At 57.5% G+C, this 15,089-nt stretch carries 13 protein-coding genes; 8 read left to right on the top strand and 5 right to left on the bottom strand.

Annotated elements, in window-relative coordinates:
* Positions 1-3: 3 nt before the first annotated feature.
* The gene (gene argH, locus Q1J88_RS04155) at positions 4-1,431 is read right to left on the bottom strand and encodes an argininosuccinate lyase (protein WP_301116285.1); all 1,428 of its coding nucleotides are present in this window, start codon (positions 1,429-1,431) and stop codon (positions 4-6) included.
* A 173-nt stretch (positions 1,432-1,604) separates the two neighbouring features.
* On the opposite strand from argH, the gene Q1J88_RS04150 reads away from it, so the two are divergent.
* From Q1J88_RS04150 to Q1J88_RS04130, 5 genes are all read left to right on the top strand, one after another.
* A complete protein-coding gene (locus Q1J88_RS04150; RefSeq protein ID WP_301116305.1) occupies positions 1,605-2,897 on the top strand; it encodes a mechanosensitive ion channel domain-containing protein in 1,293 nt (430 codons plus the stop codon).
* A 157-nt stretch (positions 2,898-3,054) separates the two neighbouring features.
* Positions 3,055-4,704, top strand: coding sequence for an NAD+ synthase (locus Q1J88_RS04145; protein ID WP_301116284.1), 1,650 nt, complete (start codon positions 3,055-3,057; stop codon positions 4,702-4,704).
* A 74-nt stretch (positions 4,705-4,778) separates the two neighbouring features.
* Positions 4,779-5,117: a P-II family nitrogen regulator gene (locus Q1J88_RS04140; RefSeq protein ID WP_301116283.1), complete on the top strand. Its 339-nt coding sequence runs from the start codon at positions 4,779-4,781 to the stop codon at positions 5,115-5,117.
* A gap of 34 nt (positions 5,118-5,151) precedes the next feature.
* On the top strand, positions 5,152-6,045 hold the full coding sequence (locus Q1J88_RS04135; protein WP_301116282.1) for an amino acid ABC transporter substrate-binding protein: 894 nt from the start codon (positions 5,152-5,154) through the stop codon (positions 6,043-6,045).
* A gap of 21 nt (positions 6,046-6,066) precedes the next feature.
* Entirely contained in the window at positions 6,067-6,801 is a 735-nt protein-coding gene (locus tag Q1J88_RS04130) for a pseudouridine synthase (RefSeq protein ID WP_301116281.1), read from the top strand.
* A gap of 39 nt (positions 6,802-6,840) precedes the next feature.
* On the opposite strand, the gene rlmJ is transcribed toward Q1J88_RS04130, so the two are convergent.
* Positions 6,841-7,692 carry a 23S rRNA (adenine(2030)-N(6))-methyltransferase RlmJ gene (gene rlmJ / locus Q1J88_RS04125; RefSeq protein ID WP_301116280.1) on the bottom strand — a complete coding sequence of 284 codons (852 nt, stop codon included), beginning with the start codon at positions 7,690-7,692 and terminating at the stop codon, positions 6,841-6,843.
* A gap of 8 nt (positions 7,693-7,700) precedes the next feature.
* Positions 7,701-8,441: a glycerophosphodiester phosphodiesterase gene (gene ugpQ / locus Q1J88_RS04120; RefSeq protein ID WP_301116304.1), complete on the bottom strand. Its 741-nt coding sequence runs from the start codon at positions 8,439-8,441 to the stop codon at positions 7,701-7,703.
* A gap of 152 nt (positions 8,442-8,593) precedes the next feature.
* On the opposite strand from ugpQ, the gene Q1J88_RS04115 reads away from it, so the two are divergent.
* The gene (locus Q1J88_RS04115) at positions 8,594-10,561 is read left to right on the top strand and encodes a SurA N-terminal domain-containing protein (protein ID WP_301116279.1); all 1,968 of its coding nucleotides are present in this window, start codon (positions 8,594-8,596) and stop codon (positions 10,559-10,561) included.
* 60 nt (positions 10,562-10,621) lie between these two features.
* Here the strand turns inward: Q1J88_RS04115 and Q1J88_RS04110 are convergent, their stop codons facing one another.
* The gene (locus Q1J88_RS04110; RefSeq protein ID WP_301116278.1) at positions 10,622-11,239 is read right to left on the bottom strand and encodes an arylesterase; all 618 of its coding nucleotides are present in this window, start codon (positions 11,237-11,239) and stop codon (positions 10,622-10,624) included.
* 19 nt (positions 11,240-11,258) lie between these two features.
* On the opposite strand from Q1J88_RS04110, the gene Q1J88_RS04105 reads away from it, so the two are divergent.
* Both Q1J88_RS04105 and Q1J88_RS04100 read left to right on the top strand, forming a co-directional pair.
* On the top strand, positions 11,259-11,936 hold the full coding sequence (locus Q1J88_RS04105) for an ABC transporter ATP-binding protein (protein ID WP_301116277.1): 678 nt from the start codon (positions 11,259-11,261) through the stop codon (positions 11,934-11,936).
* Positions 11,933-12,790, top strand: coding sequence for a peptidoglycan DD-metalloendopeptidase family protein (locus tag Q1J88_RS04100; protein ID WP_301116276.1), 858 nt, complete (start codon positions 11,933-11,935; stop codon positions 12,788-12,790). Before Q1J88_RS04105 ends, Q1J88_RS04100 begins: the two co-directional genes overlap by 4 nt.
* A gap of 9 nt (positions 12,791-12,799) precedes the next feature.
* Here Q1J88_RS04100 and Q1J88_RS04095 read toward each other — a convergent pair whose 3' ends face one another.
* Complete coding sequence (locus Q1J88_RS04095; RefSeq protein ID WP_301116275.1) at positions 12,800-15,076, bottom strand: bifunctional (p)ppGpp synthetase/guanosine-3',5'-bis(diphosphate) 3'-pyrophosphohydrolase; 2,277 nt, start codon at positions 15,074-15,076, stop codon at positions 12,800-12,802.
* Between the last annotated feature and the right edge of the window lie 13 nt (positions 15,077-15,089).

The raw sequence follows: 15,089 nt of genomic DNA, 5'->3' as shown, positions 1-15,089 counted from the left end.
CCTCTAGTTGACGGCAGAGGTTTCGTCGAGCACGCGTTGTGCCTCGAGACGCACGCGTTCAGGAGCGGTACCCCCTATGTGATTGCGTGCGGCCACTGAACCTTCGAGGGTCAATACATCGAAAACGTCTGATTCGATCGAGGCATGGAATGCGCGAAGATCTTCGAGAGGCAGATCGGCCAGGTCGCAGCCTTTCTCTTCGCAAGTTCGCACTGCGTGAGCGACAGTTTCATGGGCGTCGCGAAAGGGTACGCCCTTTTTAACCAGATAGTCGGCCAGATCTGTAGCCGTGGCGAAGCCTTGCAGGGCCGCCGCACGCATTGCTTCAGGCTTTACCCGAATGCCGCTGACCATGTCCACGAAGATGGTCAGGGTGTCCCGGATGGTGTCGGCGGAATCGAACAAGCCTTCTTTGTCTTCTTGATTGTCCTTGTGGTAGGCCAGGGGCTGACCCTTCATGAGCGTAAGCAGGGCGATCAGGTGCCCGTTGACCCGTCCGGTCTTGCCCCGAGCCAGCTCGGGTACGTCGGGGTTCTTCTTTTGAGGCATGATCGAGCTGCCCGTGCAGAAGCGATCTGCCAGATCAATAAACCCTACACGTGGGCTCATCCACAGGACAAGTTCTTCGGATAGGCGCGAGATGTGGGTCATGATCAGCGCTGCCGCTGCACAAAACTCGATGGCGAAGTCGCGGTCGGACACCGCGTCGAGTGAATTGCGGCACACTCCGTCGAAGCCCAGGCTTTTGGCTACTCGGTCGCGGTCGATGGGGTACGATGTGCCGGCCAGCGCGGCAGCACCCAAGGGCAGGCGATTCACGCGCTTGCGGCAATCCGCAAGGCGTTGTGCGTCGCGCTCGAACATCTCGGCATACGCTAGCAGATGATGGCCGAACGTTACCGGCTGCGCCACCTGAAGATGGGTGAAACCAGGGATGATCGTGTCGGCGTGCTGCAAGGCCAGCTCGGCCAGATTGCGACGAAGCTGGCGCAGCAGGTCGATGCTGGTGTCAATTTCGGCACGCAGCCACAAGCGGATATCGGTTGCAACCTGATCGTTCCGTGACCGGCCGGTATGCAAGCGTTTGCCCGCATCGCCGATAAGCTCCACCAGGCGCTTTTCGATATTGAGGTGCACGTCTTCGAGGTCTATTGACCACTCGAACGCGCCCTGTTCAATTTCTTGCAGGATTTGCGCCATGCCCCGCTGGATGTCGCTGTAGTCTTGCTGGCTGATGATGCCGATGGAAGCGAGCATGTCGGCATGAGCCAGAGAGCCCTGGATGTCAACCGCAGCCAATCGCTGGTCGAAATTGACCGAGGCGGTGTATCGCTTGACGAGATCTGAAACGGGTTCGGAGAAGCGCGCAGACCAAGCCTGTGCTTTGTTGGCAAATTGGTCTTGCCCGGAGGAGGGGGTATCTTTGGACATAGGGCCGGATTATAAAACAGGCGCAAGTGACAGGATGTACACGCGAATAAGGTATTGTATTAGCCTTTTCGAACTGCACGAAACGCTACACGGAGTCGATGCCATCAATATCGAGGGTGCGACTCAAAAAGGCAAGACAACTCATGGAACTGGCAATTGAAAAAAACAATCTGATGGCAGCCTGGCTGGGCGACAACTGGCTCGGCAACCATATCCCTGATTCCATCCTCGCTCAGGTAGTGATCGGGCTTGTCGTCCTTCTGGCCCTTGTACTGCTGGCGGCGTGGTTGACGCGCAGGGTCGTTGTGTCTGTTGCACGACGCATGCTGACGGCCATTGGTCGCGAAGACTGGTCTGAAGCCCTGCACCGGCGTCGCGTGTTCCGGCATGTGGGTTATCTGGTACCGCTGCTGGTACTAACCATTAACGTTACCTTGCTGCCCATCACGGAAAGGTATGTCGGGCCGGTATCGCGATTTTTGCAGGCGGTCTGTCTGGTCTTCTTTTTCATAGCCATCAACGGCTTGCTCAAGGCCTGGCTGGACACCTACGAGGCTACGACGCGTGCCCAGACGAGGTCTATAAAAGGGTATCTCGAACTGGCGAAGATCATCCTGTGGGGTATCTGCGTCATCCTGGTGTTTTCGCTGCTTATCGACCGTTCGCCCTTGCTGATGCTGTCCGGTCTGGGTGCACTGTCGGCGGTACTTCTGCTGGTTTTCAAGGACACCTTGCTGTCGCTGGTGGCCAGCACGCAGATGACCACCAACGATATGCTGCGCATCGGCGACTGGATCGAGATGCCGCAGGCCAATGCCGACGGTTTTGTCATTGATATCGCCTTGCACACCGTCAAGGTTCAGAACTGGGATAAAACGGTCACTACCATTCCGACGTACAAGCTTTTCTCGGAAAGTTACCGGAACTGGCGTCATATGTTTGAGTCTGGCGGCAGGCGGATCAAGCGTACTTTGCGCATCAATGCGGCCACGGTGCGTTTCCTGACCGAGGACGAAATACGCGATTTATCGCGGTTCCATCTCTTGAAGGACTATCTGGCCGGCAAGGAAGCAGAGCTTATTGAAACCAACCGCTCATTGGGAGAGCTGGCCGCTGAAGAGGTTAACCGTCGCCGGCTGACCAACCTGGGTACGTTCAGGGCTTATGCGCTGGCTTATCTGAAGCAGCATAAGGAACTGCGGCAAGACATGCTGATGATAGTGCGGATGATGGAGCCCGGTTCAGAGGGGATTCCAGTCGAGGTGTACTGTTTCTCCGCCAATACTGCCTGGGTGGAATATGAGCGCATCCAGGGAGATGTGTTCGACCATCTGATTGCGATATTGCCCGAACTTTCACTCCAGTTGTACCAGGCGCCGTCCGGGGCGGATTTTGTCTACGGTCTGCGAGGCGGCGAGGTGGGTGGGCCCGGGCAGGCTCGGGCGTTGCCGAATTACTCTCGCTGACCCTGGTGGGTGCGAGCCTGTTCGGCCGGCTCGGGCTGGGTTGTGAATGGTCGGTCGACGCCAGGCTGCGACATTTCCTCCCGGCGAGCCTCCAGAAAACCGCGCATCCGCTCGTGCGATAATTTTGTTTTCAACGGAAGTGATACAGGCAATTTCCATGACGGTTGTAAAAGTCGGCCTTGCTCAGATCAACTCTCGCGTGGGTGACCTGAAGGCGAATGCTGCCAAAATCATAGAAAGCGCACGCTGGGCCAGTCAGCAGGGCTTGGACATCCTCGTTACGCCGGAACTGACACTCACGGGGTACCCCGCCGAAGACCTGTTTCTGCGTGATGAGTTCCTTCGCCGGCATGATCAGGCCTTCCAGGAGCTCCGTGCGCAGTTGAATGCCATTGATCCCAGAATGAGGGTCGTTGTGGGCCACGTCAGCAAGATTGACGGCAAGCTGTACAACGTTGCATCTGTGGTTGCCGAAGGTCGTGTTCTGGCGTGTTATTGCAAGCACGAACTCCCCGACTACGGCGTGTTCGACGAAATGCGATACTTTTCGCCCGGCCAGGAGCCTGTCGTGTTCGAGGTCAAGGGCCTGCGTTTCGGTTTGAACATCTGTGAAGATGCCTGGCTTGCCAGCAGTCCCGCCATGGCTGCCCAGCATGGCGCCCAGGTGCTGCTGGTCCTGAACGCTTCGCCTTACAGTACCCGGAAGCAGCAGCTACGCCTTGACCAGGTGGGAGCCAACGTTCGTGGGCTCACGACCCTGTATGTCAACAAGGTGGGCGGGCAGGACGAGCTCGTGTTTGACGGCGCTTCCTTTGTATTGAACAGCGATGGCGATGTATTCGCGCGCTTCCCGGTGTTCCAGGAGGCGTTCGGTGTTGTTGAACTTGACCAGAGCGGTGCGCCGGTGCATGCACAATTGTCCGTCGAAGGCGGTACTTTGCGTGGCCTGCCGCAAGAATGGCCGGACACCCTCGAACAGGTCTACGAAGCGCTCAAGCTTGCCCTTTCCGACTACATGGCCAAGTCCGGCTTTTCCAGGGTGGTACTTGGTCTGTCGGGTGGCATGGATTCGGCATTGGTGCTGGCAGTCGCGGTAGATGCGCTGGGTGCCCAGAACGTGCGCACCGTCATGATGCCGTCTCGTTATACCGCCGACATTTCATTGCAGGATGCAAGGCAGATGGCCCGGAACCTGGGTGTCCAGTACGACGAAATCGTAATCGGTCCCCTGGCAGACGGTTTTGATCAGGCGCTGGCGCCGCTGTTTGCGGGATTCGAGCCTGATGCGACCGAAGAAAATATTCAGGCACGCATACGTGGAACATTGTTGATGGCCTTGTCCAACAAGTTCGGCAGCCTGGTGGTCACTACCGGAAACAAGTCTGAACTGGCTACCGGATACTGCACACTGTATGGCGACATGGCAGGCGGCTTTGCCTTGCTCAAGGATGTGCCCAAGACCATGGTGTACGCGCTGGCGCGATGGCGCAACGAGCGCTCTGCCGTCATCCCCGAGCGTATTATCGTTCGTCCGCCATCTGCCGAGCTGCGCCCGGATCAAACTGACCAGGACAGTCTTCCGCCGTACGATGTGCTGGACGGCATTATTGAACACTACGTCGAGCGGAACGAATCGGTCGAGCAAATTGTTCAGGCAGGTTACGATCGGGAAACCGTGGCCAAGGTGGCACGGCTGATTCGCATCAACGAGTACAAGCGTCGGCAAGGTGCTGTCGGGCCCAAAATTACCTCGCGCGCGTTTGGTCGGGACTGGCGGATGCCTATTGCCAACGGCTATCGTGACTGATGCCTGCTATGCGTATGGATTCAGCCTGAACCGAATCCCCGATCAAATCGACCCATACTTACGGAGCTCCACACATGAAGCTGATTGCGGCGATCATCAAGCCCTTCAAACTCGACGAAGTTCGGGAAGCCCTCGCCGAGATCGGCGTCAGCGGCCTTACCGTCACGGAAGTCAAGGGCTTTGGCCGACAGAAAGGCCATACCGAACTGTATCGCGGCGCTGAATACGTTGTTGATTTTTTGCCAAAAATTCGTGTCGAGGTGGTCGTGCCCGCCGAGATGGTTGAGGCCGCCATTGAAGCCATCGTAAAGGCGGCACGTACCGGAAAGATCGGGGACGGCAAGATCTTTGTCATGCCTGTCGAGCAGGCAATTCGCATTCGTACTGGAGAATGCGGCAACGAGGCGCTCTAGCGTCATTGATACCGGCTATCCAGAAGGAGACAGAATGAAGTTTTTGACCGTGTTGCTTGCTACCCTTTTGGTGGCGCCTGTTGCAGGCCAGGCCCAAAGCCGGCTCGACAAGATTCGTGATACGCAACAGATCACGCTGGGCGTGCGTGAATCATCCATACCTTTTTCTTACCTGGACGACACTCAAAAGCCGGTGGGGTATTCCATCGACATCTGCTATGGCGTGGTCGAAGCCCTCAAGAACAAGTTGGGCCTTGAACAACTAAAGGTCAAAGAGGTATCGGTAACCTCCTCGACGCGGATACCTCTCGTGGCCAATGGCACGGTCGATATCAGTTGTGGTTCGGCGACCAATAACGAACAGCGTCAGCAGCAGGTCAGCTTTGCGCCCACGACTTTCGTCACGTCCACCCGTTTTGCGGCGCTCAAGAAGTCGAACGTTCATGACCTGTCCGACTTCAAGGGCGCAACAGTCATCTCGACGGCAGGAACGAGCAATCTGCGCTGGCTCACCGAGGTCAACGCCCAGGAAAAGCTCGGCATGAGAATCATGAATGCCAAGGACCATTCGGAAGCGTTTCTTACCGTCAACAGCGGCAGGGCCGTGGCGTTCTTCATGGACGATATCTTGTTGGCCGGCCTGGTGGCCAACTCGCGCAACCCTGACGACTGGATGATCAGCGAGAAAGCCTATACGGTAGAACCTTACGGCATGATTCTTCCCAAAGGTGACACCGCCTTCAAGGAAGCCGTTGATGAGGCAGTCATTGCCATGATGAAAGACGGCCGAATCGAGCAGTTGTACAACAAATGGTTCACACAGCCGATACCACCGCGAAATATCAATCTCAACTGGCCGATGTCGGCCGAACTGAAGCGGGTGCTGGCGAATCCCACCGATTCACCTGATCCCAAAAGTTATCAATAAGGTAAGCGACGCTGTCTTTCCATGGAAAAAATTAGAATCTCGAAGCTGATGGCCGAGCGCGGCATGTGTTCGCGGCGTGAGGCCGACGCGTACATCGAGCGCGGTTGGGTCCGGGTTGACGGCGTCGTGGTGTCGGAACTGGGCAGCAAGGCCTATCCCAACCAAAAGATCACGCTCGATAAACAGGCGCAGCGGCGGCAGGGGTCGCGCGTTACCATTTTGCTGAACAAGCCGGTTGGCTATGTATCGGCCCAGGCCGAGCGGGGATACCGGCCCGCTGTGTCTCTCATTACCGCACGTACCCTGCATAATCCCTCGCGCTCGCCGTTTTCGTTTGATCCGGCGCACTTGCGTGGCCTGGCTCCAGCCGGACGGCTCGACATCGATTCGCAGGGCTTGCTTGTTCTGACACAAGACGGGCGGATTGCCCGCCAGCTTATTGATGAGCACTCGGACATTGACAAGGAATACCTGGTGCGTGTCGAAGGCCGTATTGCCGCCAATGGTCTCAAGCTCCTCAATCACGGGCTGAGTCTTGACGGTGAGCCTCTCAAGCCGGCTCATGTCGAGTGGCAGAATGACGACCAGCTGCGGTTTATCTTGCGTGAAGGTAAAAAGCGGCAGATACGCCGCATGTGCGAAATGGTCGGGCTCAAGGTGGTGGGTCTCAAGCGTGTGCGCATGGGACGAATCGTGCTGGGCGATCTGCCACCAGGGAAATGGCGTTATTTGCGCGAAGGCGAGCGGTTTATCTAGGCATGTGGTCTTGGCGTGCAGGCACGGCGCCAAGCCAGGTCAGCCGGAACGCTTGAGTGAATACGCTGCCGTGTCATCCTGCGCCAGCTTCTTTGTCAGCCATGGCAGGGCGGATTCAAGCTGCTCATGAAGGGTATACGGCGGATTGATGACGAACATGCCGCTTCCGTGCAGGCCGAACCCCTCTTTGGCCGGCTTGCGAACTTTTAATGAGGCGTGCGTCCATTGCACCTTCAAGCGCTCGAGTGTACGAACCAGATCAAGTGCCTCGCGCCGTTGCACCAGCGGATACCAAACGGCGTAGCAACCCGTCGCGAAGCGCTTCAATCCATCATCGAGCATTTGCATCACTTTGCGGTAATCGCTTTTGTTCTCATACGAGGGATCAATAACGATGATTCCTCGCCGCGTGGGCGGTGGGAGCAAGGACTTGAGGTTGCTGAAGCCATCGGCCTCGTAAACTATGGTCTGGCGTATCGCTTTCTTGTCCTGTTGCGAAAGATTGTGCTTCAGTACCTCGATTTCAGACGGGTGCATCTCAAACAGGCGCAACCTGTCCTTTTCACGTAATGCCCGAAGCGCCAGCCACGGCGATCCCGGATAGTAGTTTGCTACGCCATCAGGATTAAAGTGTTGCACCTCTTCGAGGTAGCGTTTGATTAGCCGGGGTTTGTCATCCGGGCCCAATAATCGGTCCAGGCCATCGACGAATTCACCATTCTGCTGTGCCCATTCGCTGGTCAGATCGTATATGCCGGCGCCGGCGTGAGTGTCGATCACCCAGTAGGGATTGTCTTTCTGGTTGAAGTGGTCAAGTATCTGAACAAGCACGGCGTGCTTCAGCACGTCCGCGTGATTGCCCGCATGGAAGGCGTGTCGGTAGCTAAACAAGAAGTGACCTATAAGAGTCTGAGGGCTGGGGGAAGCGCATGGATGGCGTCTGTGAACAGACCGTCGCACCCCCATCGCAGAAGTTCACGGGCCCTTGCGACATCGTTGACGGTCCATGCCGCTATTCTATAGCCTTTGTCACGCACTACTTTGATCGTAGCCCGGTCAATATGCTCTTGCTGCAAATGCAGGGCCACGCAGCCCAGCGTATCCGCACGCTCTTGCCAGTCCGGATTCAACGGTCCTTCCAGCAGCAAGGCTCGGGGCAGCTCCGGTGCCGAAGCCATCGCCGCCTCCAGGGCAATTTCCGAAAAAGACGACAACACAGGTGAGGGAGCGTTTTGCCAAAGCAATGCGGCAGTTGAGGCCACCACCTTGCCAGTCAGAGCTTCACGGCCCGGCTGCGGCTTTATTTCGATATTGCTGCGAATGTTGTTCTGTCGAGTAAAGGCTGCGATGGAATACAAGGTAGCGATTGGCTCTCCGGCGTATTCGGATGAGTGCCAGGAGCCGAAGTCGAATCGGGCCAGCTCGGCCAGGGTCATGTCGTCTGCATTGCCCGACCCCGTCGACGTACGAGCTATGTTCTGATCGTGCAATAGTATTGGAATGCCGTCACGGCTCAGCGCGACGTCGTACTCCACCATCTCGATGCCGTAGCGAGCCGCAACGCGCATGGCGGCCAGCGTATTTTCCGGCGCCAGCCGCCCCGCACCTCTGTGGCCGATTATGTTTGGATATAGCCGCATCATCGTAGCGTCCGGTGGTAAACTGCAAAGCTTCGGCTTAGGCCGGTATCGTATGCGGGTCGGCGACGCCATACCCGTCGGGCAATCATAAATCGTAAATATAAGCCGCTACGGTGCACTTGCCCCGTTAGCAGAGGTCTGCGAGTCCCTTCATGTTCGAGTTTATCCGTACGCATCAGCGCCTGATGCAACTGGTCCTGCTGATATTGATTCTGCCGTCGTTCGCCCTGATAGGCGTAAGTGGGTACACCACTTATATGTCCGGTGACCACGACCTGGTGCAAATTGGCGACTCAGCCATAACTCAACAGGAGTTCGACGAGGCACGTCGGAATCAGCTGCAACGCCTTCAGGCGAATGCCGGCGGCGCGTTTGATCCGGCCATACTCGATACCCCCCAGGCACGCTCGGCATTGCTGGAATCCCTGATCGAACGCCGACTGATTATCGATGAGGCGACCAAAGAGCGTTTCAGCGTTTCGGACGCCATGCTTCGCGAGGCCATTGCGTCCATTCCCGAACTGCAGGTCGACGGTCGTTTCTCTCCCCAGCGATACAACGAGGTGCTGGCGGCCATGGGCATAAGCAGCCGTGAGTTCGAGCAGGGTCAGCGAGCCGAGCTGGCTCTGCAGCGCGTGCTGGGTCCGATAGGAGCCACCGCAAGAGTCCCGGCATCGGTCTCACAGGCTGTGGCCCAGGCCCTTACCTCGCAGCGTACCGTACGGCTGCGCGCATTCGACGCAGCCGACTACCAGGATGACATCCAGATTACCGATGCCGATATCAAGGCGTGGTACAAAGCCAATCCGGATCAGCTTCAGGTGCCGGAATACGTATCGGCCAGCTACCTCTTGCTGGACGAGGCTGCTGCCATGCAAGGAGTGCCCGAAGTCAGCGAGTCAGAAATGCTCGCCTACTACGAGCAGAACAAATCGCGTTACGTGATGCCGGCCCGTGTTCAGGTCAGCCATATCCTGTTTGACGTTCCATCCGGGGCTTCTGATGCGCAGCGCGCCGAGGCACGCAAGAAAGCCGAAGCGGTGGCCGAAAAAGCCAAGGCCGATCCCACCAGGTTTGCCGAGTTGGCCAAGACAGAGTCTGACGATGCCGGCACGGCCAACGAGGGTGGCCGTCTGGGCTGGATCACCAAGGGATCGTGGCCCGAGGCACTTGAGGAGGCCGTGTTCTCACTGGAAAAAGGCCAGACCTCGGGTGTGGTCGAGGGCCCCGACGGGTATCACGTCTTTCTGGCAGAAGACGTTCAGCCTGAAACCGGTGAAACCTTCGAGCAGGCAAAGGCCAAGGTGCAAAGCGAAATCCGACGCCAGCTCGCGGCAGACCGCTACGCCGAGATGGCGACCAAGCTGACTGATCTGGTTTACGACGACCAGACCAGCTTGCAGCCTGCCGCTCAGGCTCTGGGCCTTCAAGTCCGCCAGGCCAACGGCATCGCCCGCGACGGCTTGCTGGATGCGGCCGACCTTTCCGCAGAGAACCCTGCGTCTCAAAGTCCCGATGCACAGATCCTTAATGATGCACGTGTCCGCCGCGCGCTGTTCTCGGGCCAGACCTATACCGACAGGCACAATTCCGGCGTCATTGAAATCTCTCCCGGAGTGCTGGTTGTCGTCCGCATTGACGACATCACGCCTGCACATGTCCTGCCCCTCGAAAAGGCCCAGGACTTCATTCGCGAAAGGCTCCTGGCGGAGCGTTCTCGTGATGCCGCCCGCAAGGCCGGCGAGGCTTTGCTGGCCGAGCTTCAGGCCAATAACGGTGCCGAAGCGCCCGAAGGTTTTGGCACTGCACAGACCATCAGCCGCATAGACACCCAGGGGCTAAGCAAGCCCGTGCTGGATGCTGCGTTTGCGGCTGACGCACACGCGCTCCCTGTGTACGTAGGGGTTGAAGGCGGCCAGGGCTATGTGCTTGTCCGGGTCGAGGCAGCTGAGGCCGGCAAGGATGACCCAACGCTCAATGCCTCGTTGACAGCCCAAATCAGCCAGGCTCTGGGCGCGGCCGAACAGGCTGCCGTCCTTCGGGCCATGCGTGAAGCGGCCAAGGTGCGCATGCTTCCAGACGCCGAAGAGGCTCTCAAGCCCGAAGGCCAACAAGGCTAGTACGCCGTAGGCGCCGGCCGAAATTAATCGTCGGCGCCTCTGCACCTGGTGGTCTGGTTTTCAGTCAGAACTCAACATCGGCTTTAAAACGGCCCATACATTGTCCGCAATTATCGGCTGCGCATTTTCGTTCGGATGCAGGCCGTCGTCCAGGAAAAGCGACTTGTCCAGCGCGACTCCCTCCAGAAGAAAAGGGACAAGTTCGGTGCCCTGTTCTTCCGCCAGTTCGATGAACATGGTTCTGAATCGCTCGGAATAAGGACGACCATAATTGGGGGGAATCTGCATCCCCACAAGCAGAACCCGAGCTCCGGAGTCCTTGGCCATCGTGATCATGCGGGCCAGGTTGTTTCGACTCATGTCCAAAGACAAACCCCGCAGTGCGTCGTTACTGCCAAGCTCGATGATGACAATTTCCGGCTTGTGATGCTCAAGCGCCGCCGGCAAGCGGCTGAGCCCGCCGCTGGTTGTGTCTCCGCTTATACTGGCATTTTGCAGTTGATAAGTCAGGCCGTCGTTTGCCAGCCGCTGCTGGATAATCTTGACCCAACCAGAGTCCCTGCGGATTCCGTATTCCGCCGAGAGGCTGTCGCCAAGGACTAAAATGGTAGGGTTGCTGCTTTCAGTGGCTTGCCCATGGGCCACACCAAAGCAAAACGCCAAAACACTTGCAAACAATATTCTCCAACAGGCAGGCATGAGTCAGGTCCATTCGATAAAAGTAAGTAATCTGGGTAAGCAGGTCGTTGATTCGGCCGGTACTATCGATATTCTGGCCGACGTCAGTTTTGATGTGCAAAAAGGAGAGGCCATTGCCATTACGGGAAGCTCTGGCTCGGGGAAATCTACACTTCTTGGATTGATGGCCGGCCTGGATGTTCCCACATCAGGGCAAATCAGCCTGTTGGGGCACGATCTGTTTTCTTTGGATGAAGAAGGCCGTGCTGCGCTTCGAGCCGCACATGTGGGATTTGTCTTTCAGTCCTTTCAGCTGCTGCCTCATCTTACTGCACTCGAGAATGTCATGTTGCCACTCGAGCTGGCGGGCAGGCCTGCAGTAAAAGCGGCGACCGAAGTCCTGGACAGAGTTGGCCTGGCCACACGCCTGCACCATTATCCACGAACCCTTTCGGGCGGCGAACAGCAGCGAGTCTCACTGGCGCGCGCCTTTGTCGTGGAACCCAGCTTGCTGTTTGCGGACGAGCCCACGGGTAGCCTGGACGAACACAATGGCGCGATCATCAGTGAGTTGCTGTTCGCGTTACTGTCCGAGAAGCAAAGCACCCTGGTCCTGGTCACTCACGATCCTGAGCTCGCCAATCGCTGTCAACGTCAGCTTCGTCTACACGGTGGCCGCCTGGAGGCGCAGGCATGAATCGGGCTCTTGTTCGGTGGGCCAACGCGTTGCCAGTTCTGATTCTTTTTTTCAGCCAAGCGGTGTGGGCGCAGGGGTATGTTGCACGCTCGCTCAACAAGCCCGTACCCGGTGGCGTGGCCGTGGTGGCTCTCGGAGATTTCGAGCGCGCGCCCACAGCCCTGTACGGCAATAAGCCTTTGCTGGTCATGCAGGATAGCGACGGCACGTGGATAGCGGTGACCGGTATCGATCTCAAAACGTCACCGGGGCGAAAAACCATCAACGTCGTGGCTGGGGGCAGGGAGTTCAGCGTTGACTTTCAGGTTGAACCCAAACAGTACAAAGAACAGCACATCAAGCTCAGGAATCAGCGACATGTCGATCCGGATCCCGAACAGCTCGCCCGTTTTGAACGAGAGTACAAGGCGCAGATAGCAGCCTACGACAGTTATCGTCCCGATCTGCCCAGTAATGTAATGCTTGACCGTCCCGTTGAAGGCGGACGCCTTTCCAGCCCCTTCGGCTTGCGCCGCTTTTTCAATGGCCAGGAACGAAACCCGCACTCAGGTCTCGATTTTGCCGTCCCGCATGGCACTCCCGTGAAGGCACCCGCTGATGGTGTGGTCACCATTGTTGACGATTACTTCTTCAACGGGAAGACCATCTTTCTGGATCATGGTCAGGGGCTTGTCACGATGTACTGCCATTTGTCCGCCGCCGACGTCCAGGTGGGTCAGAAAGTGAAAAGGGGGCAGGTCATTGGCAAGGTTGGCGCCACGGGACGTGCCACCGGGCCTCATTTGCACTGGAATGTAAGTCTGAACGGGAATCGGGTGGACCCCGCTGTTTTTATCGGTGCGTTCACTCCGTGAACGACGGCGTCAGCCTTTGACGCGGACGATTTTCTGAACCTGGGGTACGTGACGGATCGAACGTATGACCTGAGCCAGATGCTTGCGCCCGTCGACCTGAACGGTGACATGCAACACCGTGGTAGAGGACGTTTCGTCATCATGCATGGTCAGGTGCAGGATGTTGGAGTCTGCATCGGTAATTTCAGCAGCCAGGCGTCCCAGCACGCCCTTTTCGTTGATGACCGTGATATCAAGGCGGGTTGAAAGGTGCCGCGCCGTGTTGGTGTCCCAGGCAACCGGAATCCAGCGCTCTGGCTCTTTGGCACGCTGACGCTGCGCGACGGCACATTCGGCCATGTGCACGACCAGCCCGTGTCCAAGCCGGATCCCACCGATGATGGCATCGCCGGGAAGAGGCCCGCAACATGGCGCCAGTTGTACCGCTTGCCCCTCGTTGCCCTGAATGAGAATGGGAGTGTTCGCTGTAGCCGTGAGCTCGTCGACTGCGGCGGCAGTAGTGGCAAGAATCGCGTTTTCCGGCGCGAAGCGACGCGCGACGACGGCCGCCAGACGCTTGCCCAAGCCAATGTCGGCCAGGATTTCTTCGCGGGAACTGGCACCGGACCCCTTGGCGAGTTTTTCCCATTCAGGGTCGTCGTCTGCAGGGTGAGGTAGCTGAAGCTGGTCAAACGCCTGGTTCAGCAGCCGCTGCCCGAAAGCTACTGACTCTTCATATTTGACCGTACGCAGGTAGTGTCGGATTTCGGACCGGGCGCGACCCGTACGTACATAGTTGAGCCATTGTGCGCTTGGGCGCGAAGATGGCGAGGTGATGATTTCGACAGAATCCCCGCTACGCAACTCGGTACGAAGCGGCGAATATTCGCCGTTTATTTTTGATGCAATGGCGTGATTACCGATGTCGGTATGAATGGCATACGCGAAATCGACCGGAGTGGCGCCGCGCGGCAAGGACAGAATCTTGCCCTGAGGCGTGAACACGTACACGGCATCGGGGAAAAGGTCGACCTTTACATGCTCGAGAAACTCGCCGGAGTCGCCTGTCTGGCTCTGGATATCGAGCAGGGATTGCAACCATTGATGGGTACGTTTTTGAAGGTCGTTCAGCGTGGTGTCGTCATCCTTATAGAGCCAATGAGATGCAACACCTTCTTCGGCCACATGGTCCATGTCGCGGGTGCGAAACTGGAACTCGACCGGTGTTCCGTACGGGCCCACAAGTGTCGTGTGCAATGACTGGTAGCCATTGAGCTTGGGGATGGCGATGTAATCCTTGAACTTCCCCGGCACGGGACGATACATCTGGTGCAGCGTACCCAGCGCCAGATAGCACTCAGGAAGAGTATGAACAATGACGCGAAAACCATAGATGTCGAGCACATCCGAGAACGATTTTTTTTGCTCGATCATCTTGGTATAGATGCTGTACAGCGATTTTTCGCGTCCGGATACTTCGGCCTCGATACCCGCCGCCGGCAGGGCGACCTTGACCGCTTCGGTGATTTTTCCCAGCACCTCGCGCCGGTTGCCGCGCGCTGCCATCATCGCCTTGTGCAGTACCCGATAGCGGTTTGGATGAATGGCCTGGAAACAGAGGTCTTGAAGCTCGCGGAAAAGGGAGTTCAGGCCAAGCCGATGCGCGATCGGTGAATAGACCTCGAGGGTCTCGCGAGCGATGCGACGTCGTTTTTCGGGTGCCATTGCACCCAGGGTTCGCATATTGTGCAGTCTGTCGGCCAGCTTGATGAGAATGACCCGCACATCGCGAGCCATGGCAAGCAGCATCTTGCGAAAGCTTTCGGCCTGTTGCTCGGCCTTGGTTGCGAATTCGAGGCGATCCAGCTTGGTAAGGCCATCGACCAATTCGGCAACGTCGGGGCCGAAGCGTTCGGCGAGTTCAGACTTGGTGACGTCCTGGTCTTCGATGACGTCGTGCAGCAGGGCGGCCATCAGCGAGTCGGCGTCGAGTTTCCAGCCGGCGCAGATTTCGGTTACCGCAATGGGGTGTGAAATGTAGGGCTCGCCACTGGCCCGAAATTGACCCAGATGGGCCTGGTCGGAAAAGCGGTACGCTTCTTTGACGCGTTCAACGTCCTTGGGGTCGAGGTACTGGCTGATAACCTTGGTAAGGGGCGCCAGCGAGGCGATGGTGTTTGGCGTTGATTCTGCCACCGCCGGCGCGGTGGATGCATTTTTAGCCTTGCGACGCTTGCGCAGCCGGGGGCCCTTCTTGAGTACAGCTAAAAGGCCCGAAGAAGCACCGCGAAGAGTCGAAAATGCCATACATCCATCACAA

The organism is Pusillimonas sp. (genome assembly GCF_029263785.1).
GTDB lineage: Bacteria > Pseudomonadota > Gammaproteobacteria > Burkholderiales > Burkholderiaceae_B > Pusillimonas.
This window is presented reverse-complemented; position numbering and strand designations above follow the sequence as displayed.

What these genes read in the sequence shown, in the direction of transcription:
- Q1J88_RS04140 (WP_301116283.1), top strand. Translation starts at nt 4,779, where the DNA reads ATGAAGCTGATTGCGGCGATCATCAAGCCCTTCAAACTCGACGAAGTT.
- Q1J88_RS04145 (WP_301116284.1), top strand. Translation starts at nt 3,055, where the DNA reads ATGACGGTTGTAAAAGTCGGCCTTGCTCAGATCAACTCTCGCGTGGGT.
- Q1J88_RS04105 (WP_301116277.1), top strand. Translation starts at nt 11,259, where the DNA reads ATGAGTCAGGTCCATTCGATAAAAGTAAGTAATCTGGGTAAGCAGGTC.
- Q1J88_RS04135 (WP_301116282.1), top strand. Translation starts at nt 5,152, where the DNA reads ATGAAGTTTTTGACCGTGTTGCTTGCTACCCTTTTGGTGGCGCCTGTT.
- ugpQ (WP_301116304.1), bottom strand. Translation starts at nt 8,441, where the DNA reads ATGCGGCTATATCCAAACATAATCGGCCACAGAGGTGCGGGGCGGCTG.
- Q1J88_RS04100 (WP_301116276.1), top strand. Translation starts at nt 11,933, where the DNA reads ATGAATCGGGCTCTTGTTCGGTGGGCCAACGCGTTGCCAGTTCTGATT.
- Q1J88_RS04115 (WP_301116279.1), top strand. Translation starts at nt 8,594, where the DNA reads ATGTTCGAGTTTATCCGTACGCATCAGCGCCTGATGCAACTGGTCCTG.
- Q1J88_RS04150 (WP_301116305.1), top strand. Translation starts at nt 1,605, where the DNA reads ATGGCAGCCTGGCTGGGCGACAACTGGCTCGGCAACCATATCCCTGAT.
- argH (WP_301116285.1), bottom strand. Translation starts at nt 1,431, where the DNA reads ATGTCCAAAGATACCCCCTCCTCCGGGCAAGACCAATTTGCCAACAAA.
- Q1J88_RS04130 (WP_301116281.1), top strand. Translation starts at nt 6,067, where the DNA reads ATGGAAAAAATTAGAATCTCGAAGCTGATGGCCGAGCGCGGCATGTGT.
- Q1J88_RS04095 (WP_301116275.1), bottom strand. Translation starts at nt 15,076, where the DNA reads ATGGCATTTTCGACTCTTCGCGGTGCTTCTTCGGGCCTTTTAGCTGTA.